We start from the raw sequence: 23,083 nt of genomic DNA on the forward strand, positions 1-23,083 counted from the left end.
GATAAAACATGAAACTATGGTCAAGGCGTTAATGCCTTGACCATTGATGTTGGAGGGGAAATGATGGTTATTGAAACGTTAATTTATGTGGCACTTGTAATTGCATTATTTTTCGTATGCGACAATAGCTTATCAAGGCGGTTCTATGTCCCTGTTAAGGTGGTGTGTTCCGCTTCTTTTTTAGTGGTTCTATGGATTAACCAGATGTTTTCAGAAAAGCTATGGTTGATGTTCTGGGCTCTTCTAGCTTGCTTTATTGGTGATATTTTCATGGCCATATACAACACTTCTCTAAACAAGCAGGTTATAGCGCTTGGTATCATTGCCTTTATGATTGGCCATGTGGGTCTTTTGAATTACATGTGCCGTGTTACAGATAAAACCAATGTATTGGTTTATATTGTTCCAGTGTGTGCGTGTCTTTTAGTGGTAGGCCTTAGAAAGTGGTTACACCTTCATATGGGAAGTTTGTTCGTGCCTTGTATTATCTACAGCTACTTCGTCAGCACTATGGCTATTAAGGCGGTAGAATGTGGCCTCAATGGTATGCCTCTTTGTGGTATTGCCGGCGTGCTTTTCCTGTTCAGTGATATCACTATTATGATTAGATCCTTCTATCATTTTAAGAACAAAAAAAATAAGCGCGTAGCACATTACCTTGAACTGGGAACATACTACGCAGCTATATTATTGTTTATATTCAGTTTGTAATTACTGTAGATAGCTTACAAATACATTACCAAAGGATGCAAAATAGTCGGTGGCTTCGGTCATCGACATTTTTTTGTTTTCACTGGTTTCAGGATTGAAGTAAATAATTGAGGTGTTGTCGTATCCTACGATAAGCACCGCTGTATCTTCTCCTGTGTAAGCGTAAACCGGATTGCCAAGGCTCACATAATAAAGCACTTCGTTTAAGGTGGCACCGGTCAAATCAAGGATGGTGTAATCCTTTAAAGTCTTTGTAAGGATTGAGATAGGTGTCTCGCCAGCATCCATAAGGGTGTGAACCTGAATGCTTTCACCTTCGTGTACAAGCATTGCTGAAAGGGCTTTTGCTGCCATGGAAGCCTCTGAATCTGATGAACCTACCGCAAGGCCGGTTATGGCATTCTGATAATTCTTTTTATCGCGCTTCCAAATATATTTAGGGTCGTTATCAAGGACAATACCCATATTTGTATCTGCTTCAGTAATGGCAGCCAGCAGGTTGTCTGTGGCCAATGTAACCTTGTTTCCTACGTAGACAAAGTACTGTGTAGCACTTGTTGAGGTGGAAACAGAAATGCTTCTGGCTTTATCTGCAAGTACAAGCTCTGCGGTTTCGTACTTGATTTTACCTAGCTTTTCATCCTCGGCCAGTGGAGTCATGTTAAGGACAACCACCTGCTGTTTTATATCGTCAGTGTCTGTTGTGATTGGAACTGCTTTGTTCTGTTCACCAGCGCTGTTTTTGATGGTATCTTCTTCAGCTGGAAGAATGTTTCCATCTGCATCTATCTGAATTCGGTCAAGATAGATGGTGTAGGATTCATGATGTACGTCAGTGATGTAGTATCCGCTCTTCTGATAAGTTTTCAGCTGATGCTCTGCACCAGAGGAAATCTCAGAGATGGTAAGAGAACTTAAAGGATAAACCTTTCCTCCAGCACCATCTGTGGTGATATCCTTTTGATGAAGTGTACCGTAAATTAAGTCATCATCAATAAAGGTCATAGGCTTCAACAATTGGTTGTCTGCAGCTGAAATATCGAAGGAGTTGCCAGTCTCTAAATCCATAATGTGGATGGTATCTGACACAGTGGCGCTCTCCATCCAAGCAAGGTATCTTCGTGAACCAGAAACCGCGTATTGGGCATCATCAAGTCCTGTTAAAAGTTCTTTTGTGGTCAAATCGTTCAAGTTCATATATAGAAGTGTTCCGTTGACCATAATGTAGAATTCGTTGTCTGCTGTCTCATACAAGAGATCCGAGAAGTTGGCATTCAAAATCTGGAAGGAACTTGTTGAGGTGATAAATACCTGCTCTGTTGAGATGCCGCTGATAGCATCAAAATGGTAAAGGTTGATACCACATTCGCCCTCGTGAGAGCCGGAATTCATATATCCATATACAACAAAGTCCATAGTTCCTGATTCGTCGATGTTCAAAATCAGAATCTTGTGCTGATTGTAGGTGGAACGTGTATCTGTTGGATCATCCACAAAACTAAAAATCTGCTTTACCTGGCGGTCAGTCTGGTTGTATTCATAAAGGCTGCCGTTATGAACAAAGGATACGATTGTACCAGTTTCGTTTGAAAGATACTGAACATCTTCGTTGGTAATGCCGATATTTACAGTGTTAGAGCTTATATCAATGGAATTCTCATCCAAAAGCTGTTCCATTGTGCGGTCGTAGGCCAACAAATATATTCTATCTGCTGTGTAACGAATTCTGAAATCCTCAGAGCAGGTATAGTACTCTGACTTTCCATCGTTATCGAGACTAAGCAGATAGTCTAAGGTAAGACTGATATAGTTTGTGCTTATATCTGTAAGTGAAATATTGGTATTGCCGATTTGTGTGCCTTTAAAGCTACCGTAGGAAACCTGTGAAAGGTTTGAATTTATATTTACATGACTAAGGTCATTATTGTCCATGGAAGCGTTAGGCTCTATATAGGTGGCCAAATCTGAGGCATCCTCTGAAAGAGCTGTATTATGGAAATAAAGGGCAAAATCAAGGATTTCCTCTTCGTTGCAGCCCTCAGGCTGAAGGATTCTTGTGTAATAATATATTTCCTTGTCTGAGCTGGTAACCTTTATAACAAGCAGATATTCTTCGTTCTTTTCAATCAGGTTTTCTGCTTGGAAGTTGGCAGTTATAAGTCCATCCTTTTTTTTGAAGTCCAAATCATTCTTTGAAATATTACGCTGAGTATCAAGTGAGCGTATTTCATAAGAAAGTTTGCTAATTTTATTATCCTTGGCATCTATAGATAAGGAAACATTACGTTTACTATCCAGTGGAATGAGGGCATCGCGCATGTATGCCGGATCCATCTCATTCACATAACCATGAAGCTCAGTAGCACCGTTATTTAGATAATTAATGGTAACTACAGGGAGGGTTGGTGATGATAGGTTAGATATCTCAACTTTCTCGGAAATATTTGTGACAATTTCAAAAAAGATAACTGATACTATAAAAGCAGTCAGTAAAATGATAGCGCGCTTGATGATTTCAGTGGGAATTCCCTTTTTATAAAATTGTAATTTCATTAAAGACTCGCTTTCTTGCTTAATAAAAAATAAAGTGTTATAATCCGTGGGATTATTGTATCACTATTTTTTCATACTGTCTAAGATAGATGGAGTTATAGCATATCGGAGGTAAAATGAAAAAAGTATTCAGTAGAATCAAATCCGGCCTATCATGGCTTGGTAATAATATAAAGAAGCCTTTTAGTAAGCTTGCAAATTCAAAGGCTGTTCAGGGATATATTAATAGTAAGTTCCGAAGGAAGTGGTTGGAGCTTTGGGATAAAAGCACATTTTGGATGCAGATTCCTCTGGCACTGCTTATTATATTTGTTATGGAGTGGCTCTCTAGACATTCCTTTGGTGCAGCATGCGGCTTCGTAATACATCACACTGGTCCATATTTGTTTAATGCATATTGTGTGTTTGTAGCACTTTCCATTGTATTCCTTAGCAGAAGACGTGGATGGTGGCGCGTATTCGTCACAATGTTCTTTATAATCCTTGGTATTATAAACAGTGTCATTTTGTTGAATCGTGTATCACCATTTGGATATACAGACCTTTACATGATTAGTGACCTGCTTACTATGCAGGATTCAAACTACTTCTCAGCCCAGCAGGCAATGCTTGCAATAGCAGCCTTGATTATTTATATCATCATCATGGTGATATACGCCAAGAAGGGGCCAAAGAAGCAGGACCCAAAGCCATTCTGGATGAGATTAGTGCTTGTGGCTGGTTTGTTTGTTTCCTTATATCCATCTACAATCCTTCTTAGAAATTCCGGAATCATGACTTCATATTTCGGAAATCTTGCACAAGGATACTTGGATTACGGTTATTTATACGGTTTTTCAACCTCAGTTTTAGATAGAGGTATGAGTCGTCCATTTGGTTATTCTGAAGCAAAGATAGACACAATCCTTGAGAATGATGGTGCTTATGTTCAGACCTTACAGACAGCAGATGGAAAAAGACCTAACATCGTAGTTATCCTTTTGGAATCCTTCTACGATGTTTCAGAGTGTGAATTCCTTGAGACTAGTGAAGACCCAATTCCATTTATCCATTCATTGGAAAAGAACTACTCTACAGGCCACTGTATCGTGCCTGTTGTAGGTGCCGGAACTTGTAACTCAGAGTTTGAGGTTCTTACAGGACTTAGCTGTAACTTCTTTGGACCAGGTGAGTATCCACAGAAGACAATCCTCAAGCAGGTGGACGTAGAAAGCTACGCAGACGTTTTAAATCAGATTGGATATACCAGTCATGTTGTTCACAACAATGGTGGTAATTTCTACTCTAGAAAGAATGCATTCTCTCAGATGGGATTTGATACCTTCACATCAAAGGAAATGCTTGATATCACTGAATATACACCTCTTGGTAACTGGCCTACAGATGACATCCTCTTAGACGCTACAATGGATGCCATGGACAGCACAGAGGGCAGCGACTTTGTTTATACAATCACTGTTGAGGGTCACGGTTCTTATCCAGAATATGTGGTAGAGGAAGACCCTGAAATCAAGGTTAAGGCCAACGGAAAGACTGAAGGCCAGAACAACGCTTGGGAATACTATGTAAATAGAATTCACAACGTTGACGACTTCATTAAGCAGTACATTCAGGCTTTCGATGAGCGTGGTGAAGATACAATCGTCATCATGTTTGGCGATCACCTTCCTACAATGGGTCTTACAGCTGACGAGGTTGCCACAGGTGACTTATACAAGACTAAATACTTCACTTGGAACAACTTTGATATGCCTAAGGAAGATATGGATTTAGCTTCATATCAGCTTGTATCTGAATACCTTAACAGACTTGGTATTCACAACGGAAACATCAACGGATACCACCAGACAGCTATGGCTGCTGGAAAAGAGCGCGGTACAAGCGAATACATGAACGACTTACGTATGCTTCAGTACGACATTATGTACGGCAATCGCTACACCTACAAGGACGGAACAGCCTACAAGCCATCCGAAATCGAAATGGGTGTAAATGACGTAACAATCGATAAAGCATACTTCTTCAATGGAAAGCTTCACATATACGGCGACCAATTCTCTAAATGGTCCAAGGTATACATTGGAGACGAGCAAATATCTACCAAATACGAGTCAGGCCAAGTACTTACAGTAAAAGCCTCAGACGTCCACAACGGCGACAAAATCAAAGTCTGTCAAGTAGGTAGCTCAAACACAATCTTCCGTGAATCCAACGAGTACATCGTATACGATCCAAACTACGTTGAAGAGGAAGAAGAAAACGAAATCGAAGACGCTACAGAAGACGGCGAATAAAATCAAACCACAGCGGCCCTAAGAAAATTCTTGGGGCCCTTTTTCTACCTCTTTTCCCCTAGATATTTTCTTGCACCCCTGCCTACTGATATATCCAGGCCCCACCTGCCCTGGCCCCCTCCACCTACTACCTAGCTGTCGCATGATTGACAATGAATTTTGTATTTTCTTAATGCTACAAACGAGCTTTTAGTAGGTGTCTGTTCACTGGTGTTGCACTTTGAAGCTATTGTATGTATAGCTCAGACACTTATAGGTTATAATAATGCTTCCCCTCAGGATAAAGCGCACTTCAAATTCCAGCAACTGATAGTTATATATCCTGAGGGGAAGCATTACTGAAAGTAGTGTGTGTCTGAGCAATACATACTGTAGTGCACAAAGTGCAATGAATTGAACAGACACCTACAATAAAAAAAGCGCAGTGTAGCATTTAGAAAATACAAATTCTTTGGCTTTGCGGCGGCTAGGTAGTAGGTGGAGTGGGCCAGGGCAGGTGGGGCCGAGCATGAAAAGAGGCAGGGGTGCCAAGATAGATTCAGATAGAAAAGAGGTAGAAAAAGGGCCCTGCACTAATAAGTGAGGGCCGCTGTGATTTTGATTTAGTATTCGCCGTTTTTGTAGCGAGTGATGAGCTTTTCGATACGTCCGTATGGGTTGAGGAGCTCTGAGATTGAGCACTCGTGATTGAGAGTATCGATGATGTAAGCAATGTATTTTGACATATCGCACTTGATGAAGTATGGCTTGTTGAGAACTTCGTCTGTGAGGTATGTAAGGTTTGTTGTAACGACTTTGTAGATGATGCCTTCTTCAACGGCCTTGTCGAATTTCTCCATACCGTTTGTGAAAAGTCCGAAGGTTGCAACTACGAAGATACGGTTTGCGTTACGCTTCTTAAGCTCTGTAGCAACGTCAATCATTGACTCGCCTGAAGAAATCATATCATCTACGATGATAACGTCTTTGCCAGCAACGTCGTTGCCTAAGAACTCGTGAGCTACGATAGGATTACGTCCGTCTACGATGCGGCTGTAATCACGGCGCTTGTAGAACATACCTACATTTACGCCAAGAACTGATGCCATATATACGGCACGTTTTGTACCACCTTCATCTGGAGAGATGATCATAAGATGGTCGTTATCAAGCTTTAAGTCCTTGCAGTTCTTAAGGATGCCCTTAAGGAACTGGTATGTAGGAGATACAGTCTCAAAGCTATGAAGTGGAATCGCATTTTGAACACGTGGATCGTGAGCATCGAAGGTGATGATATTATCAACGCCCATGCTAACAAGCTCTTGGAGTGCCATAGCACAATCAAGGGATTCGCGAGCGCTTCTACGGTGCTGACGTCCTTCATAAAGGAATGGGATGATAACAGTGATGCGCTTAGCCTTGCCCATTGCAGCAGCAATGATACGCTTAAGATCACAGAAGATATCATCTGGGCTCATGTGATTCTCATGACCACAAACAGTGTAAGTAAGACTGTAATTTGTTACATCAACGAGGATGTAAAGATCAAGACCACGAACTGACTGCTTGATGAGGCCCTTGCCTTCACCAGAACCGAAACGTGGGCACTCAGCATCAACAATGTAAGAATCACTACGGTAACCCGCTAAGGTAATGATAGACTGGTCGCTTTTGCGTTCCTGTCTCCACTGAAGAAGGTAGTCATTAACTCGCTCCGCGATGGCTGTACAGCTCTTGTGTGGAATTAATCCAAGCTCAGCCATAGGTGGTGTGTTTTCCAACACGATTTCATTATTTGGCATTGTTTGCTCCTTGAAAAGATATTTATTTATTTAACATTACTTGCTTAATACGAATATCATCTCCAATGAGCCTAATGGCATCATAGTAAGAAAATACTCGCGAAGTAATTCGTTCACTGTAGGTGTCTCTCATTTCTTCGAGAGATAAATTTGTGGAAATAACAGTTGATTTGTTTCTAAGTAATCTTTCATTTAAGCACTGAAATAGCTTTGTAATAGTGAAATTATTTGGAAACTCAGTGCCAAGGTCATCAATGATTAATAAATCACAGTCAAATATAGAATCATGAAGATCTGCCATGTCGGCATTCTTCTTAAAAGTCTGTTCTTCGAAAACTTTGAAAAGCTCTGACGCTGTGAAGTAAATAACAGATATGCCTTCATCTAAAAGAGCTTTTGCGATGCAGTTGGAAAGAAAGGTCTTACCACAGCCTGTCTGTCCAAGCAACAATAAATTACCACCTTTTTCCTTAAAATTCTGCACAAAGTTTTGTGCTCTTTCTAGGGCTATTTGTGCAGTAGCCCGAGCGCTAAGGCCTGATGAACCCTCATAATAGTCATTGTCATAGACACTGAGGTCAAAGTTGTCAAAGTTCTCCTTAGAAAGGATGTTGCTGATATTAGACTGCTTGTAAATGATATTGATAGCAGCCTGCTTGAAACAATGGCAACGTTTGCCATTGATGTAGCCAGTATCTTTGCAATCTGGACAGTCGTAAGGAGGCTCAAGGTAATCTGCTGGGAAACCGTGAGATTCCATAAGCTTTACACGACGGTCTTTAAGTTCGTTTAATTTGCGACGAGATGCAGCTGTAGCTGCTGAAATATCCTCACCGCTAAAAATAGATGCGATTGATGAAACGGAAACCTTAGATACCTCTTCGTCGAGGCCAGAAAGGTCAGGAATGGCAGAGTAAAGCTCATCAGTACGGAATGCAACGATTTGGTTGTTACGAGCCTGTTTATGATTATATTGGCGCATAAGCGCATCGTATTGTTCGTTGGATAATGCCATGTGGATTCCCCCTTTTGAGCACCAATCAGCTTAGGCTGTTAGCTTCGCTCTAATGGGAAGCTCTGGTGCTAATTTCCTAATATCTTTTTTTCTAGTTCATCAAAATTGTAATCTCTTTGTGAGAAATTGTGGAACTTGCTGTTTGCTTTTGTGCGAGCAGCAGTGTTTGCGTTTGCTGTTGTGGTGCGAGCACGGTTTGCAGAAGAAATCTTTGCTACTGAAGCAGCTGTGTGCTTCTGATCGAGCTGTGCGATATCTTCCATAGATGTAACAGCCGCCTTGTGCCAGCTTTCAATAATAGAATCTGCGTATTTGAAGCTTGGCTTGTTGGTCTGTAAAATGGTGCGCTTGCATGCTTCACAAACTATATCAAGAGCCATACCGTAGGCAACAGTCCATTTTTCGATGTAATCAAGCTCTGATTGAACTAAGTCTCGCCCGCTGATACCAAAGGCCTTCATAACAGAATATACTGTGTTGTTACGAGCGCTAGAGGCATTTACGGCAGCCTCAACAGAGGTGATACCCTCCTCAGCCCAGTTGATAGCAACAGTATTCATGTAGTGGAAGCTCTTGTGTCCATTGTCGATGCAAGAACCAATAAGGTATTCAATGAGATCCATAGGCATGTGTAAATCGTTGTGCCAGAAGTAGATCTTGTTAGCCTCTGTTCTTGAAAGTGGACGACCAAGGTAGCTTTCAGTGGAGAACTTGAGATCATTCACCTCATCATCTGAGAAGAAGCTGGTGAGTTGATCTGAAGTGTAATCCTGGTCTGTATTTGGTATAGCGTTGATATTATTAACAGCAGGTGCACCGGCCATTGTGGCAACAGGAGCAGCAGCTGCATAGCTTGCGGAATTAACAGCATTGTGTAGTGATGTGATGTTGGAAATGACAGGACTCTCGGTCTTGTCAAATCCATTTTCATTCACATCTACTAAGTAGATTCCAGAAAGCTCTTTATCTGGGGAATACTCAAGGCGAAGCAAGCCTACTTTCTCCCAATAAGTAAAGGCACGCATTACGTCTTTTTCTGTGTGGTCTAAGCAGTCCGCCAACTGTGAGATGGAAAATTCATATCCATCTTTATTTAGACAACGCAATAGATAAAGGTAAACCTTAACATATTCTCCGTTGGCATCTTTCATGAAATCGTCTATGAAAGTATTTGAAACACAAGTAAAGCCTGTGTTCGAGCTAGTATGCAACATGATGTCAGCCATATATTATTCATCTCCCTCTTAACCTGAGGCAAATTATAGCAAAGTCAAAATGAAAAGAAAAGGGTAGAAGGCCCGTAAAACCTTGTAAATAAAGGGTTTGTGGAGTTTGTGGATAATGTGGAAAAGTAGTCCAATAATAGCAAAAAAGGGGTAAAAAAATCCACATTTTCTATCTGGAAAACTCCAGGTAAAAAATGTGGATAATGTGGATAACTATTTGTTAAGTAGGTTTTCGCCTACTAAATACACATCTCCGGCGCCCATAGTTATCAACAAGTCATTGTTCAAAAGATTTTTTTCTAAAAATTTTTCACAAGCTTCAAAAGTGCCTAAATTGTGGACTTCTGTTCCAAGCTTTTCAATTCTATCTGCAATGTCCTTTGAGCTGACTCCATAAATGTCTGGCTCGCGGGCTGGATAAATATCTGCAAGAACAACTACATCTGCAGCGCTAAGGGCCTGAGCAAACTCATCAAGGAAAGCAAGAGTTCTGGTGTAGGTGTGAGACTGGAAGCAAACAACTACGCGATTGTGTGGGTAGTTTGCGGCAGCACCAAGGCTGGCTTTAATCTCTGTTGGATGATGAGCGTAATCATCAATAACAGTGGCACCTTTAAACATACCCTTGTATTCGAAACGACGATGAGCTCCGCCAAATTTAGCAAGCCCAGCTTTGATACAGCTGTAGTCGATACCCATCTCAAGGCAAAGAGCAATAGCAGCTAAAGCGTTGCTTATGTTGTGGTCGCCAGGAACATTTAAGGTAACTGTCTCAAGGGCTTTACCTTCAAATACTGGTGTGAAGCTTGCGTAGCCCTTTTCATTATATGAAATGTCTGTAGGAACCATGTCAGCATCACCCTTTAAAGAGTAAGTGATTACCTTACATTTAAGATCCTGAGTGAAGTACTTAACGTCATCTATTTCGTTATTGATAATAAGAAGACCGTCATCAGAAGTGTTCTCTGCAAACTTCTTAAAGGATGCGCGAACGTTTTCAAGATTTTTGAAGAAATCAAGATGGTCTGCCTCAACGTTCAAAATAATATTGTATTTTGGGAAAAATGAATGATAGCTGTTTGTGTACTCACAAGCTTCTGTAATAAATACATCGCTATCACCAACATGTACATTGCTGTGTATAGCATCTAAGATACCGCCTACAGAAATAGTTGGGTCGTCAGCTGTCTCTAAGAGAATCTGGCTAATCATAGAAGTGGTAGTGGTTTTACCATGAGTACCAGAAACTGTAATAGAGCGAGCGTAGTTTTCCATGATTTCACCAAGAAGCTCGGCACGGGTAAGCATTGGCTTACCGCTAGCCTTTGCAGCAGCGAATTCTGGATTATCCTCTCTGATGGCAGCTGTGTAAACGATAAGGTCGATGTTGTCTGTAATGTTTTCAGCAGCCTGTGGATAATTGATGGTTGCTCCCTGAGCCTGTAAGTGTTTGGTTAAGTCTGACTCAGCTCTGTCTGAACCAGAGATTGTAAATCCAGCTCCAAGGAGGATTTCTGCGAGACCGCTCATGCTGATGCCGCCGATTCCTATGAAATGAACATGGATTTTGTCGTTAAAATCTATTTTATACATATGTATGTCCTTTCTTATATACCTCATCCGTCCTTGGAGGACACCTTCCTTTCAAAAAGGATGGTTATGAGGACACATCATCCCCTAAGATATACCCAATTCATCTGACTTTCAAGGGTCAAGTTGGAAAATAATGGTGCATAATTTAGTGAAATCCACAATGAATTGTCAAAAAATTAACGAGAATATGGTAAAAATGAGAATAATATTGCGTGAAAATAAGTACTTTGTTATACTAAATGCATAAGATTGTCAATTTCATTATATATTGGACAATCTGTTTTAAGGGGAGTGTCTAGAGTTATTGGGGCACATTCCTTGATTGACACCACGAGAAAGGCAGATGATAGGGATGATTAGAAAAGAAATGATCGCAATGCTTCTGGCTGGTGGACAAGGAAGCAGACTCGGCGTACTAACGTCTGATGTAGCAAAACCAGCCGTCTCTTTCGGAGGAAAATATCGTATTATCGACTTTCCTCTATCAAATTGTATCAATTCAGGAATTGATACCGTTGGCGTACTTACTCAGTACCAGCCGCTAGTTTTAAATTCACACATTGGAATTGGTATTCCTTGGGATTTAGACAGAAATAACGGCGGCGTCACAGTTCTTCCTCCATATGAGAAGAGTGACACATCTGAGTGGTATTCTGGTACCGCTAACGCAATTTTCCAAAATCTTAAGTACATGGAAAACTATAATCCGGAGTATGTGCTTATCCTTTCAGGTGACCACATCTACAAGATGGATTATGAGGCCATGTTAGATTTTCATAAGGCAAAGGGTGCAGATGTTACAATTGCAGTAATTCCTGTACCAATCGAAGAGGCATCGCGATTCGGCGTTGTTATTGCTGATGAGGAGAAGAGAATCAGCGAGTTTGAGGAGAAGCCACCACAGCCACGAAGCAACTTAGCTTCAATGGGTATTTATATTTTCAGTTGGAAGGCCCTCAAGGAATCACTTTTAGCTCTTAAGGATCAGAGTAATTGTGATTTTGGTAAGCATGTGTTGCCATATCTTCATGAGAAGGGCTCACCAATGTATGCTTACGAGTTTAATAGCTATTGGAAGGATGTTGGAACACTTGGCTCATATTGGGAAGCCAATATGGAGCTTATAGATTTAATCCCAGAATTCAATCTATATGAAGAGTTCTGGAAGATTTATACTAATCAGAACATCATCGAGCCACAGTTTGTTGCAAGTACAGCAGTAGTTGAGAAGGCAATCGTAGGTGCGGGAGCACAAATCTACGGTGAAGTATATAATTCAGTTTTAGGCGCAGGTGTAGTGATTGAAGAAGGCGCGGTAATCCGTGATTCCATCATTATGGAAGGCGCAACAATCGGTAAGAATTGCATAATCGATAAATCGATCATTGCTGAGAATACAGTCGTTGGCGACAATGCCAAGATTGGACAAGGCGAGGAAGCAGAAAGCAAGCTTAACGCAAGTATCTATTCATTTGGACTTGCGGTTATCGGCGAGAATTCTACTATCCCAGCAAATGTTACAATTGGAAAGAATACAGCTATCAAAGGCGAGACTAGCGATGCAGATTATCCTGACGGACAGCTGGCTAGTGGCGGCTATATTATCAAGGCAGGTGATCGAGTATGAAAGCATTAGGTATTATTTTAGCAGGTGGAAACAGCAGCAGAATGCAGCAGCTTACAGATAAGAGAGCTATTGCTGCTATGCCAATCGGAGGCAGCTACAGATGTATTGATTTTGTTCTTTCAAACATGACAAACTCACACATCCAGACAGTTGCAGTACTTTCGCAGTACAATGCACGTTCATTGAACGAGCATCTTAATTCATCAAAATGGTGGAACTTCGGTAGAAAGCAGGGAGGTCTCTTCCTCTTCACACCAACAGTTACCACAAACAATAGCTGGTGGTACAGAGGTACTGCTGATGCCATTTGGCAGAACATTGATTTCTTAAAGAAGAGACATGAGCCATATGTAATCATTGCCAGCGGTGATGGGGTATACAAGCTTGACTTTAACAAGGTTCTTGACTACCATATCGCTAAGCAGGCAGACATTACCGTGGTTTGCGCTAAGCTTCCTGAGGGAGATGACATCAATAGATACGGTGTTGTTTCTATGGACAGGGACGGTAGAATCACTGAGTTTGAAGAGAAGCCAATGGTTGCTACTTCAGATTTAGTATCAGCTGGTGTATATGTCATCAGAAGAAGAGCTCTCATCGATTTATTGGAGGAGTGCAATCGAGAGGGTAGATACAACTTTGTTACAGACATTCTCATAAGATACAAGAGCATGAAGAGAATATACGGATACAGAATGGAAGGCTATTGGGCTAACATTGCTGACGTAGACAGCTACTTCCATGCAAACATGGATTTCTTACGCAAGGATGTTAGAGATAACTTCTTCCACACAGAGCCAGGGGTGTTCTCAAAGACACATGACCTTCCACCTGCAAAGTTCAATTCAGGTTCAAAGGTCACAAACTCACTCATTGCGGGAGGATGTATCATCAACAGTACTGTTGAGAATTCTGTACTTTTCAAGAAAGCGTTTGTTGGAAACAATTCTGTGGTTAAGAACTGCGTAATCTTGAATGGAGCGTACATAGGAGACAACGTGCATGTGGAGAATTGCATTGTCGAAAGCCATGAGACGTTGCTCAGCGGATCAACATATATCGGGGAAAATGGAATCCGCATAGTTACCGGTAACAAGAACAGATACGATATGCCAGTTGGGGAGGTATAACACAATGCAAATTACAGACATCAGAATTCGTAAGATCGAAAAAGAAGGCAAGATGAAAGCTGTTGTTTCAGTCACAATTGATGAGGAGTTTGTAATTCACGACATTAAGATTATTGAAGGAGATAAGGGACTCTTTATCGCTATGCCATCAAGACGTGGTTCTGAAGGTGGCTACAAGGACATTGCTCATCCTATTCGCTCTACAACAAGAGAGCAGATGCAGACAATGATTCTTAATAAGTATAAAGAAGAGTTCCCAGAGTAAGATTTTATGTATTTGATTGTAGGTCTAGGTAATCCCGAGAGAAAATATGATGGGACCAGACACAATGTAGGATTTGAGGCTATTGATGCTATTTCAAAGAAGTTTGGAATAGAGGTGAATCACAAGGAACATAAGGGCGTGGTTGGAAAAGGAATAATTAACGGCCACAAGGTGATTTTAGCAAAGCCAATGACCTACATGAACCTTAGTGGAGAATGCATCCAACCTTTAGCGGATTACTATGATGTTGATCCAACAACAGAATTAGTGGTCATATCTGATGATGTATCCCTTTCCACAGGAAATATCCGTGTGAGAAAGAAAGGGAGCGCTGGCGGACATAATGGCTTGAAAAACATTATTGCCCTTCTTGGATCCAATGAATTTCCACGAATCAGAGTGGGAGTAGGAGAGTGTGAGAACGGTGATATGGTAGCCCATGTGTTAGGTCGTTACGATGCTGAAGACAGAGAACGGGTGGACGCTTCCATGGAAAAGGTTATAGGTGCGGTAGAGTTGTTCTTAGAGGACGATTTAGATGCTGCAATGAACAAATACAATATAAAAGAGAAATAGAGTAGAACTTATGGGCACACGTTAAAGTGTGCCCGTTTTTATAACATAGTTATTTACAATAACGGTTAAAAATTTTATACTTTAAATCGTAACAAGTAGTTAGTTATTCAATAAATTGACGAAAAAGGGACGTGTAATGGTAAATCAAACAATTATTATCAAAGCAAGAATGTTGGGTACTGTTGAAATCTCATATGAGGGCAAGCCATTCACTATTGAGAGAAACAACACAACAAAGGTTAATCAGCTTTTCCAGATGCTTCTGTACTATCCAAACGGGCTGGCTAGAGAGCAGGTTATGTACAATCTGTTCCACAATGAGGATATTGCAGATGAGTCTAACAGTTTGAGAGCGCTTGTTTTCAGACTTAGAAAAGCTCTTCCAAAGGTTGGACTACCTGATGAAGACTACGTTCATGTTAAGCGTGGTACTTACAAAATCAGTCCAAATGTGACAGTTGATTGCGACGCAATCGAGTTTGAAAGCTTGGCGAAGCAAGCTTTGGGTGCAGAAGACATTAAGGAGCAGCAGAAGCTTTTAGAGCAGGCCTGTGAAATCTACGGAGGTGATTTCCTTCCTGGATTAAGCGGAATCGAGTGGGTGGTTTCCGTACAGGTTAAGCTTAAGAAACTTTATGACAGATGCGTAAAGCAACTACTAGAGCTTTACGTGCTTCAAGAAAAATTCGATAAACTTTACAAGGTTAGTCACAAAGCTGACACTCTTTACCCTTATGATAATTGGCAGACATATGAGATGCAGGCTCTTATTGAGCTTGGCAAGGCAAAGGAAGCTTTGAAGCTTTACGAGGATACTGAAGCTCTTATGTTCCAGGAGCTAGGTGTTTCTGTTTCATCTAGTATGACTGAGCAGCTTGATAAGCTTGGAGAGCAGGTTAAGAACAATACAGATGTTATCAGCGAGGTTAAGAAGAATCTTGATACATCAAAGGAAGATATTGAAGGTGCCTTCTATTGTACTTATCCAATCTTCGTAGAAAGCTACAGATACATTAAGAGGGTTATTCGTCGTTCAGGCCAGTCTGCATGGCTTATGCTTTGCACCATCACAGATGGTAAGGGCTTTGCTTTAAACGATTCTGATAGATTAAATACTCTTTCAGATGAGCTTTCAGAGGCAATTAGAACCTCAGCCCGTGGCGGAGATATGTACGCAAGATACAGCAACAACCAGTTTGTTGTACTTCTCCTTGATATTACTCAGGAGGATTGCGTATTAGTTCAGGCAAGAATTAACGAGAACTTAAGCAAGGAATCAAGAAAGCGCTATATCAAGTATCACCTTGCGCCAGTAAATCTTGCTAGTGCTGGAACAGATAATGACACAGATGAGCTTCAGGATATCGTAAGAGGTGATGACTAATGCCAGTTTCAAACAGAATGAATAGAACTCCTAATTGCGTGGGAGTTTGCATTGATGAGACTAAGGATGGCTTCAAAGGTAGAGTTTACAATTGCTATAGCAAGGAGCCACAGGTGTTTAATGACGTTACTCAGTTGTTTTATATAGTTGATAACGTTATGGATGCCTTGAATTTCCCTGCCTTAAAGACAAAGTACAGAGACTTCAAAAAGACTGAAAGTGCTTTTGTCCCAGAGGAAATTGATATTGATAACAAGGTCCTTGATGCTGAGAATCTGATTCCAGCAGATGAAGAAAAGGGCTACGTTATCATGGTTACAGGTCGCGATAATGCTACCTGGCAGGGAGTAATTTACAATAAAGAGAAAGATGTTGAAGAGAACTTCAACAGTGGGGTAGAGCTTATTCGATTGCTGAAATAATAAGAGCAAGTGGAGGAAGCAAGTGGAGAGATTCAAATATTTGCTTTCACTGATTGTTCTGAGTATAAGCCTAGTGGCATGTGGAACCTTGGAGGGCGCAAGCCCTTCTTCTCCTACATCCAGTGATTCTTCTGCAACTTCTTCTGGGGGAACCCAGGCGAAGGGATCACAGGGGGCAAGGGATAGCACCATAAGGGTGCTGGAGCCAGTAGCCGGCGGTATTGATGTCTATGGAAACTCTGATGCGTCCATAGATGCCAGCAACGCTACGGATGGCTACGTTATGGTGAAATATACAGGTTCTGCAGCCAAGGTTAGAATGCTAATAGAGACACCCGCAGGGAATACATACAATTACCTTATGGCTTTGGATGGAAACTATGATGTTTATCCATTGTCGGAAGGCAGCGGCACTTACAAAATCGGTGTCTATGAGAACCTACACGACGACCAGTATGCAGCAGCATTTACTCAGTCAGTGAATGTAACCCTGAAAGATGAATACAGTATGTTCCTTTATCCTAACGCATATGTGGATTTTAATGCATCCTCAAATGCGGTTAAAAAGGGGCAGGAGCTGGCAGCCAGCGCCAATAGTGATTTGGAGGTGGTACAGAATGTTTACCACTATATCACAAAGAATGTGACCTATGACTATGACAAGGCGGCTACGGTGCAATCAGGATATATTCCAAAGGTGGATGATACTTTGGCCACCGGAACAGGAATATGCTTTGACTATGCATCCCTTATGGGAGCCATGCTAAGGTCCCAAGGGATTCCTACCAGACTTGAAATAGGATACGCAGGAACGGAGTATCATGCATGGATATCTGTGTACATCAAAGATCAGGGCTGGGTTGACAAGGTAATACAGTTTGACGGTAGCACATGGACATTGATGGATCCGACCCTTGGATCCTATGCTAGCAGCAGCACAGTTAAGAAATATCTAGAAGACGACAGTTACTATCAATTAAAGTTTAAATACTAATTAGGGTGGGGACTATGAGTGAGAAATCTAGAAAGAAATTAACTTCCGAGGAGCTATATGCATTCTCTGATGAAATGGGAATGATGATTTCCAGCGGTGTTTCAGCAATACAAGGCATTACCATGATGATTGATGAATCTGAAGGAGGCGAAGAAAAAGAGCTTCTTACAGAGATGGAAAAGGTAGTGGGAGAGACAGGTTCTCTTTCAAAAGCTATCGATGATTCTGGTGTATTTCCAGATTATTTCGTGGAAATGGCTAAGATGGGTGAGCAGACAGGTAAGATGGATGCAGTTCTTACAAATCTTGCAGCTCATTATTCAAGAGAAATGGCAATTAGTAGTGCTATCAGAAGCGCGGTTACATACCCTCTTATGATGGTTGCTATGATGCTTGTTATTATAATCGTATTAGTTACAGAAATTATGCCTGTTTTCGACAGGGTCTTTAGGCAGCTGGGCGGCACAATGGATGGTCTTTCAGCAGGCTTTCTTACAGTGGGTAAATTCATGAAGGCTAACGGAGTGATTTTACTGGTTATTCTTTTTGCACTGGTTTTATATCTCATTTTCTTAAACAAAAGTACATGGGGCAAGAATCATAGAAATGCGGTTCTTTACAAGAGTCGTAGATTTAAGTCCATTCATTCGAAGATAGCAACAAGCCGATTCGCATCTGCTATGGCTATGACACTTTCAAGTGGTATGGATGTTATGCAGGCCTTGGACGTAAGTGGACGTATTGTTGAAGCTCCTGATTTTGAGGCAAAGGTTGAAAAGTGTAAGGATTCCTTTGCTGAGACAATGGATGTTGGTAAAGCTTTCTCTCTTTCAGGAATATTCGGAGGTCTATACGGCAGGATGGCTATTTTAGGCGCGAAAACCGGTAATATGGAGAATGTGCTAGAGAAGGTGGCAACCACCTATCAGGAGGAGGCAGATGAGGAAATTAACGACCTTATCGCCGTTGTAGAGCCAACACTTGTAATTATCCTTTCAGTTATTGTTGGTATCATTCTTTTATCAGTTATGTTGCCATTGTTAAATATTATGTCGGGGATGATTTAGTATGTCTAAAACAAGATTTGGAAGCCTAGATGGCATTCATCAAATCAAAAAAAAGAATGTGGCCAGCACTACCATCATTTCAGCAGGCCTATTTCTAATCATATTTGTGTTGTTCCTGTTTGCGGTATCAAAGGCTACACAGGGTTCAGTTTCTGAACAGAGCAAGAATCTGAAGGATGCCATAGATAGGGCTATTATTCAATGTTATGTCACCGAGGGAAGATATCCGGAAAGCTTTGAATATCTACAGAAGAACTACGGAATTATCTATGATGACGAGCTATTTAGAGTCGATTATGTAATTTTTGGTACAAATATGAAGCCGGATGTGACTATTATCAGGTTGCAGTAGGGGATTTGAGTATGAGCAAGGGGAAGGTTAGAAAACATAATATCGATGTCATGTTTCTAATGATATTGTTCTTGATATTCACATTTTCAGCTGTGAGTGTTCTTTTGATGGCTGTAAATTCCTACAAATCGGTGGTATATGCAAACGAAGAGAATGCAAACGCAAGAACCGCCATTGCTTATATCCGCGAAAAAGTAAGACAAAATGATAAAGCTGGAGCTGTCCAGGTGGATACCTTTGATGGAGTGGATGCCATAAAGCTTGCTTCTGAGGATGGAATTGTTGTCTATATTTATTGCTATGATGGGTATCTGATGGAGATGGAGACCAAGGAAGGGGCAGAAGTAACGGCTGATTTTGGTAATAAAATCATGGAAGTAAAGGATATGGCTATTAGTGGAAGTGAAAATCAACTAATCCACGTTACGGTTACAGATACCTCGGAAAAGACTAGTGATGTTAGTATTGCAGTGAAATCGGGAGGCGTCAGATGAAGAATAGGAATAATGGTTCTAGAATATTCATGACTGAGCTGATGTTTTCCATCCTGTTTTTTATTATCGTATCAGCCATTTGTGTACAGTGTTTTGCCACTGCATATGCAAAGAGTAAGGATGCAAAGGAGCTGACACAGGCGGTTAACATCGCTACAAACGCAGCTGAAGAGTACCTTGGAAGCGATAGCTTTGGGGATTTTACAGATTATTATGATGACAACTGGAAGCCAGTGGATGATAAGGGAAGTTATAAGGCTACAGGGGTAATTACAGAGGCGAATGTGTCTGGCGGATGTCAGTCCTTGCAAGTGGTAGTGTCCAATGCGGAGGATGAGGAAATCTATTCCTTAAAGGTGGAAAAGGCTGTGAAATAGGAATCCTTTAGTGGATAAGGGAAAGGATTATGGAAGAAAGAAAAAGGGAAACCCGTTCAATTGTAAATATTGGTACTTCGCTGATGGTAGTGATTCTGATAGGAATGGCCTTTGCTGTCATTGCAGCACTAACAATATCTTCAAGTCAGAACAACTACAACTTAAGCAAGAAGCTGGCTGATCATACTGCAGAGTATTACGATGCATCTAATCAGGCCTATGAATCTATTGCAGAGAATAAGTGGAAAAATCAGGAATTATCAATAGATATAAATGACAATCAGGTTTTGCAGGTTAAGGTGGCAAATGGTGAGATTCAAAGCTGGCAGGTACAGAATGTCAGCGACTGGGAGGCAGACAGCACTCAGCCTGTAATTACCCTTGATGATATGGGATTTTAAATAATACTGGAATAAAATACTTGCTTAAAAAGGAGGAAATATGGCCGTAGATATCGTAAGCTATTTAACAGATGCAGTTAAAAAGTATCGAGCATCAGATGTGTTTATTATCACTGGTCGTGAAGTTTCTTTTAGAGTAAACGATTTGGTTATGACCAGGTCTGAGCTTGAGGCTGGTTGTGCCGTTAAATCTGAGCCAGACGATGGCCCAGTAATGCCAGCAACAGCCCAAGAATTGGTAAGGCAGATATATGAGCTTGCAAAAAGAGATATTGAGCCTTATGAAAAGAATGGTGATGATGATTTCTCCTTTGCGATTAAAGATGTATCTCGATTCAGAGTAAATGCCTTCAAGCAAAGAGGTACTTTTGCAGCAGTTGTAAGAGTTATTACCTTCTCATTGCCGGATTACAAGCAGTTAAAGATTCCAGAGTCTGTTATTAATCTTGCAGGAGAATCAAAGGGCCTTGTGCTGGTTACAGGACCTGCTGGTAGTGGTAAGTCCACCACTTTATCCTGCATAGTTGATAGAATTAATAAGAATTACAATAAACATATTATTACCTTGGAGGACCCTGTGGAGTATCTTCACAGACATAGTAAATCCATTGTTTCTCAGCGTGAGATTCATCTGGATACGGAAAACTATGTAACGGCTCTTCGTGCATCCCTACGACAAAGTCCTGATGTTATCCTTTTAGGAGAAATGCGTGATGCAGAAACAATTTCCGTTGCCATGACAGCAGCAGAAACAGGACATTTAATTCTTTCTACCTTGCATACCATTGGTGCGGCCAACACTATCGATAGAATTATTGATGTGTTCCCATCGGAGCAGCAGCATCAGATAGCCCTTCAGCTTTCTATGGTAATTAAGGCTGTTGTATCCCAGCAGCTGGTTCCTGCCTTTGATGGTAGATTGGTTCCTGCTTTTGAAGTTATGACCGTTACACCAGCCATTAGAAACATGATTAGAGAGAACAAAGTGCCTCAAATTGAGGGTGTAATTTATTCAAGTGACACAGATGAAATGATTTCTATGGATTCAAGTCTTTACAAGTTGGTAAAGGATGGTACAATCACTAAGGAGACTGCGTTAGAATTTGCCGTTAACGCAGAAATGTTAGGAAGAAGATTAGGAGTGTAATTGAAAAATGGAACATTTTAAACCAATGCTGTTCACTTGCATGAAAAGCTACAGCAAGGAGCAGTTCGTAAAAGATGTAGTTTCTGGAATTATAGTGGCAATCATAGCATTGCCACTTTCTATTGCCTTGGCTTTGGCTTCAGGCGTAGGTCCTGAACCAGGTCTGTACACTGCAATTGTGGCTGGATTTTTGATTTCCTTCTTTGGAGGAAGCACTGTACAGATTGCTGGACCAACAGCAGCCTTTGCTACAATCGTAGCTGGTATTATCGCAACTGATGGTATGGATGGTCTTATCATCGCTACTATTATGGCTGGTATCATCCTTATCCTTCTTGGTGTGTTTAAGGCCGGTGCACTTATTAAGTTCATCCCTTACACAATCACTACAGGATTTACAGCAGGTATCGCTGTTACAATTCTTATTGGTCAGTTCAAGGATTTCTTTGGTATGGATTTTCACGGAGAAAAGCCAATCGAGACTATGGACAAGCTTAAGCTTTTCTTTATAAATCTTGATACGATCAACTGGCAGGCAGTTTTAGTGGGCGTTGTTTGTCTGGCAGTGCTTATTATCTGGCCAAAGTTCTTCTCTAAGATTCCAGCTTCAATCATTGCCGTATTTGTCGCTATCGGAATGGTTCAGTTGCTTCACTTAGATGTAAACACAATCGGAAAGCTTTATCCTGATTTAAAGAGCGGTTTACCAAGCATTTCCATCCCTCATTTTTCACTTGGGTTAATAAAGAAAGAGATGCCAAATGCATTCACAATCGCAATTTTAGCAGCCATCGAGTCACTTCTTTCAGCGGTTGTTGCTGATGGTATGGTAAACAGCAAGCATAGAAGTAATCAGGAGCTTATTGGACAGGGTATCGGAAATATCGGTTCAGTTCTTTTTGGTGGTATCCCTGCTACAGGCGCTATTGCTCGTACAGCTGCAAACATTAAGAACGGTGGACGTACACCTATCGCTGGTATGGTTCACTCAGTAACATTGCTTATTATCCTTGTTGTGCTTATGCCTTATGCAAAGTTCATTCCAATGCCATGTATCGCTGCAATCCTTTTCCAGGTTGCTTACAATATGTGTCAGTGGAGACCATTTGTTAGACTTGTAAAGTATGCACCAAAATCAGATATTATCGTTCTTGTACTTACTTTCGTTCTTACAGTTGTATTCGACCTTGTTGTAGCTATTGAGTGGGGTATGATTGTTGCTTGTGTCCTCTTCATTAAGAGAATGAGCGAGGAGACTCATGTTAGTGGTTGGACATACCAGAGTGATGAAGAAGAGTTCGTAGATGATCTTCGTCCTGTAAAGAAGGAAATCCGAGTATTTGAGATTACAGGACCTCTTTTCTTTGGTGTATCTGATATGCTTGCAGAGAGTATTAATGTAAAGGATTACACAAAGGTACTTGTAATGAGAATGCGTTCAGTACCTGCAATCGATGTTACTGCTCTTCGTGCACTTCGTGATTTGGTTCAGCGTGCAGAGAAGAAGGGGGTAACAGTTGTGTTCTCTCATGTTAATGAGCAGCCTCGTCGTATGATGGAAAAGGCAGATTTTATTAAGCTTGTTGGGGAAGAAAACTTCCAACCTAACATTGATGCCGCATTAGATAGAGCGGAAGAAATCCTTTGGTTAAAGTAATTTACTAGTTTATTAAA

Annotated in this window: 21 protein-coding genes; 16 read left to right on the forward strand and 5 right to left on the reverse strand. The window is 41.0% G+C overall.

Going from position 1 to position 23,083, the window contains the following annotated elements; genetic code table 11:
- Positions 1 to 60: 60 nt before the first annotated feature.
- Positions 61 to 711 (forward strand): lysoplasmalogenase family protein, encoded by a 651-nt coding sequence (locus BLR54_RS06730; protein ID WP_090418559.1) that lies wholly within the window; start codon positions 61 to 63, stop codon positions 709 to 711.
- Here BLR54_RS06730 and BLR54_RS06735 read toward each other — a convergent pair whose 3' ends face one another.
- Positions 712 to 3,264, reverse strand: coding sequence for a hypothetical protein (locus tag BLR54_RS06735; RefSeq protein WP_090418562.1), 2,553 nt, complete (start codon positions 3,262 to 3,264; stop codon positions 712 to 714).
- 116 nt (positions 3,265 to 3,380) lie between these two features.
- Here BLR54_RS06735 and BLR54_RS06740 point away from each other — a divergent pair, with 116 nt between their 5' ends.
- Positions 3,381 to 5,558, forward strand: coding sequence for an LTA synthase family protein (locus BLR54_RS06740; protein WP_090418565.1), 2,178 nt, complete (start codon positions 3,381 to 3,383; stop codon positions 5,556 to 5,558).
- 602 nt (positions 5,559 to 6,160) lie between these two features.
- Here the strand turns inward: BLR54_RS06740 and BLR54_RS06745 are convergent.
- The 4 genes from BLR54_RS06745 to murC form a co-directional block, all read right to left on the reverse strand.
- Positions 6,161 to 7,339 (reverse strand): ribose-phosphate pyrophosphokinase, encoded by a 1,179-nt coding sequence (locus BLR54_RS06745; protein WP_090418567.1) that lies wholly within the window; start codon positions 7,337 to 7,339, stop codon positions 6,161 to 6,163.
- A 22-nt stretch (positions 7,340 to 7,361) separates the two neighbouring features.
- A complete protein-coding gene (locus BLR54_RS06750; RefSeq protein WP_090418570.1) occupies positions 7,362 to 8,354 on the reverse strand; it encodes an ATP-binding protein in 993 nt (330 codons plus the stop codon).
- A gap of 68 nt (positions 8,355 to 8,422) precedes the next feature.
- Positions 8,423 to 9,580 (reverse strand): DnaD domain protein, encoded by a 1,158-nt coding sequence (locus tag BLR54_RS06755; protein ID WP_090418573.1) that lies wholly within the window; start codon positions 9,578 to 9,580, stop codon positions 8,423 to 8,425.
- Between the two features lie 213 nt (positions 9,581 to 9,793).
- Entirely contained in the window at positions 9,794 to 11,173 is a 1,380-nt protein-coding gene (gene murC, locus BLR54_RS06760) for a UDP-N-acetylmuramate--L-alanine ligase (RefSeq protein WP_090418576.1), read from the reverse strand.
- 352 nt (positions 11,174 to 11,525) lie between these two features.
- Here murC and BLR54_RS06765 point away from each other — a divergent pair, with 352 nt between their 5' ends.
- From BLR54_RS06765 to BLR54_RS06830, 14 genes are all read left to right on the forward strand, one after another.
- The gene (locus tag BLR54_RS06765; protein WP_176761879.1) at positions 11,526 to 12,800 is read left to right on the forward strand and encodes a glucose-1-phosphate adenylyltransferase; all 1,275 of its coding nucleotides are present in this window, start codon (positions 11,526 to 11,528) and stop codon (positions 12,798 to 12,800) included.
- Positions 12,797 to 13,930, forward strand: a complete 1,134-nt coding sequence (gene glgD, locus BLR54_RS06770) for a glucose-1-phosphate adenylyltransferase subunit GlgD (protein WP_090418582.1) — start codon at positions 12,797 to 12,799, stop codon at positions 13,928 to 13,930. The genes BLR54_RS06765 and glgD overlap by 4 nt, the downstream gene beginning before the upstream one ends.
- Before the next feature lie 4 nt (positions 13,931 to 13,934).
- A complete protein-coding gene (gene spoVG / locus BLR54_RS06775) occupies positions 13,935 to 14,195 on the forward strand; it encodes a septation regulator SpoVG (protein ID WP_028235339.1) in 261 nt (86 codons plus the stop codon).
- Between the two features lie 6 nt (positions 14,196 to 14,201).
- Positions 14,202 to 14,771 carry an aminoacyl-tRNA hydrolase gene (gene pth / locus BLR54_RS06780; RefSeq protein WP_090418585.1) on the forward strand — a complete coding sequence of 190 codons (570 nt, stop codon included), beginning with the start codon at positions 14,202 to 14,204 and terminating at the stop codon, positions 14,769 to 14,771.
- A 136-nt stretch (positions 14,772 to 14,907) separates the two neighbouring features.
- Positions 14,908 to 16,155 carry a BTAD domain-containing putative transcriptional regulator gene (locus BLR54_RS06785; RefSeq protein WP_090418588.1) on the forward strand — a complete coding sequence of 416 codons (1,248 nt, stop codon included), beginning with the start codon at positions 14,908 to 14,910 and terminating at the stop codon, positions 16,153 to 16,155.
- Positions 16,155 to 16,577, forward strand: a complete 423-nt coding sequence (locus tag BLR54_RS06790) for a hypothetical protein (RefSeq protein ID WP_090418592.1) — start codon at positions 16,155 to 16,157, stop codon at positions 16,575 to 16,577. Before BLR54_RS06785 ends, BLR54_RS06790 begins: the two co-directional genes overlap by 1 nt.
- Positions 16,578 to 16,599: 22 nt before the next feature.
- On the forward strand, positions 16,600 to 17,571 hold the full coding sequence (locus tag BLR54_RS06795) for a transglutaminase-like domain-containing protein (RefSeq protein ID WP_090418594.1): 972 nt from the start codon (positions 16,600 to 16,602) through the stop codon (positions 17,569 to 17,571).
- A gap of 14 nt (positions 17,572 to 17,585) precedes the next feature.
- Complete coding sequence (locus BLR54_RS06800) at positions 17,586 to 18,638, forward strand: type II secretion system F family protein (RefSeq protein ID WP_090418597.1); 1,053 nt, start codon at positions 17,586 to 17,588, stop codon at positions 18,636 to 18,638.
- A 1-nt stretch (position 18,639) separates the two neighbouring features.
- Positions 18,640 to 18,990 (forward strand): hypothetical protein, encoded by a 351-nt coding sequence (locus BLR54_RS06805; RefSeq protein ID WP_090418601.1) that lies wholly within the window; start codon positions 18,640 to 18,642, stop codon positions 18,988 to 18,990.
- An 11-nt stretch (positions 18,991 to 19,001) separates the two neighbouring features.
- Positions 19,002 to 19,484, forward strand: a complete 483-nt coding sequence (locus tag BLR54_RS06810) for a DUF4860 domain-containing protein (protein ID WP_090418604.1) — start codon at positions 19,002 to 19,004, stop codon at positions 19,482 to 19,484.
- The gene (locus BLR54_RS06815; RefSeq protein ID WP_090418607.1) at positions 19,481 to 19,861 is read left to right on the forward strand and encodes a hypothetical protein; all 381 of its coding nucleotides are present in this window, start codon (positions 19,481 to 19,483) and stop codon (positions 19,859 to 19,861) included. The genes BLR54_RS06810 and BLR54_RS06815 overlap by 4 nt, the downstream gene beginning before the upstream one ends.
- Positions 19,862 to 19,890: 29 nt before the next feature.
- Positions 19,891 to 20,262 carry a hypothetical protein gene (locus BLR54_RS06820; protein WP_090418609.1) on the forward strand — a complete coding sequence of 124 codons (372 nt, stop codon included), beginning with the start codon at positions 19,891 to 19,893 and terminating at the stop codon, positions 20,260 to 20,262.
- Between the two features lie 40 nt (positions 20,263 to 20,302).
- Positions 20,303 to 21,409, forward strand: coding sequence for a type IV pilus twitching motility protein PilT (locus tag BLR54_RS06825; protein WP_090418612.1), 1,107 nt, complete (start codon positions 20,303 to 20,305; stop codon positions 21,407 to 21,409).
- A gap of 7 nt (positions 21,410 to 21,416) precedes the next feature.
- Entirely contained in the window at positions 21,417 to 23,066 is a 1,650-nt protein-coding gene (locus BLR54_RS06830; RefSeq protein WP_090418615.1) for a SulP family inorganic anion transporter, read from the forward strand.
- Positions 23,067 to 23,083: the final 17 nt, after the last annotated feature.

This window comes from Pseudobutyrivibrio sp. YE44, assembly GCF_900104335.1.
Classification (GTDB): domain Bacteria; phylum Bacillota; class Clostridia; order Lachnospirales; family Lachnospiraceae; genus Pseudobutyrivibrio.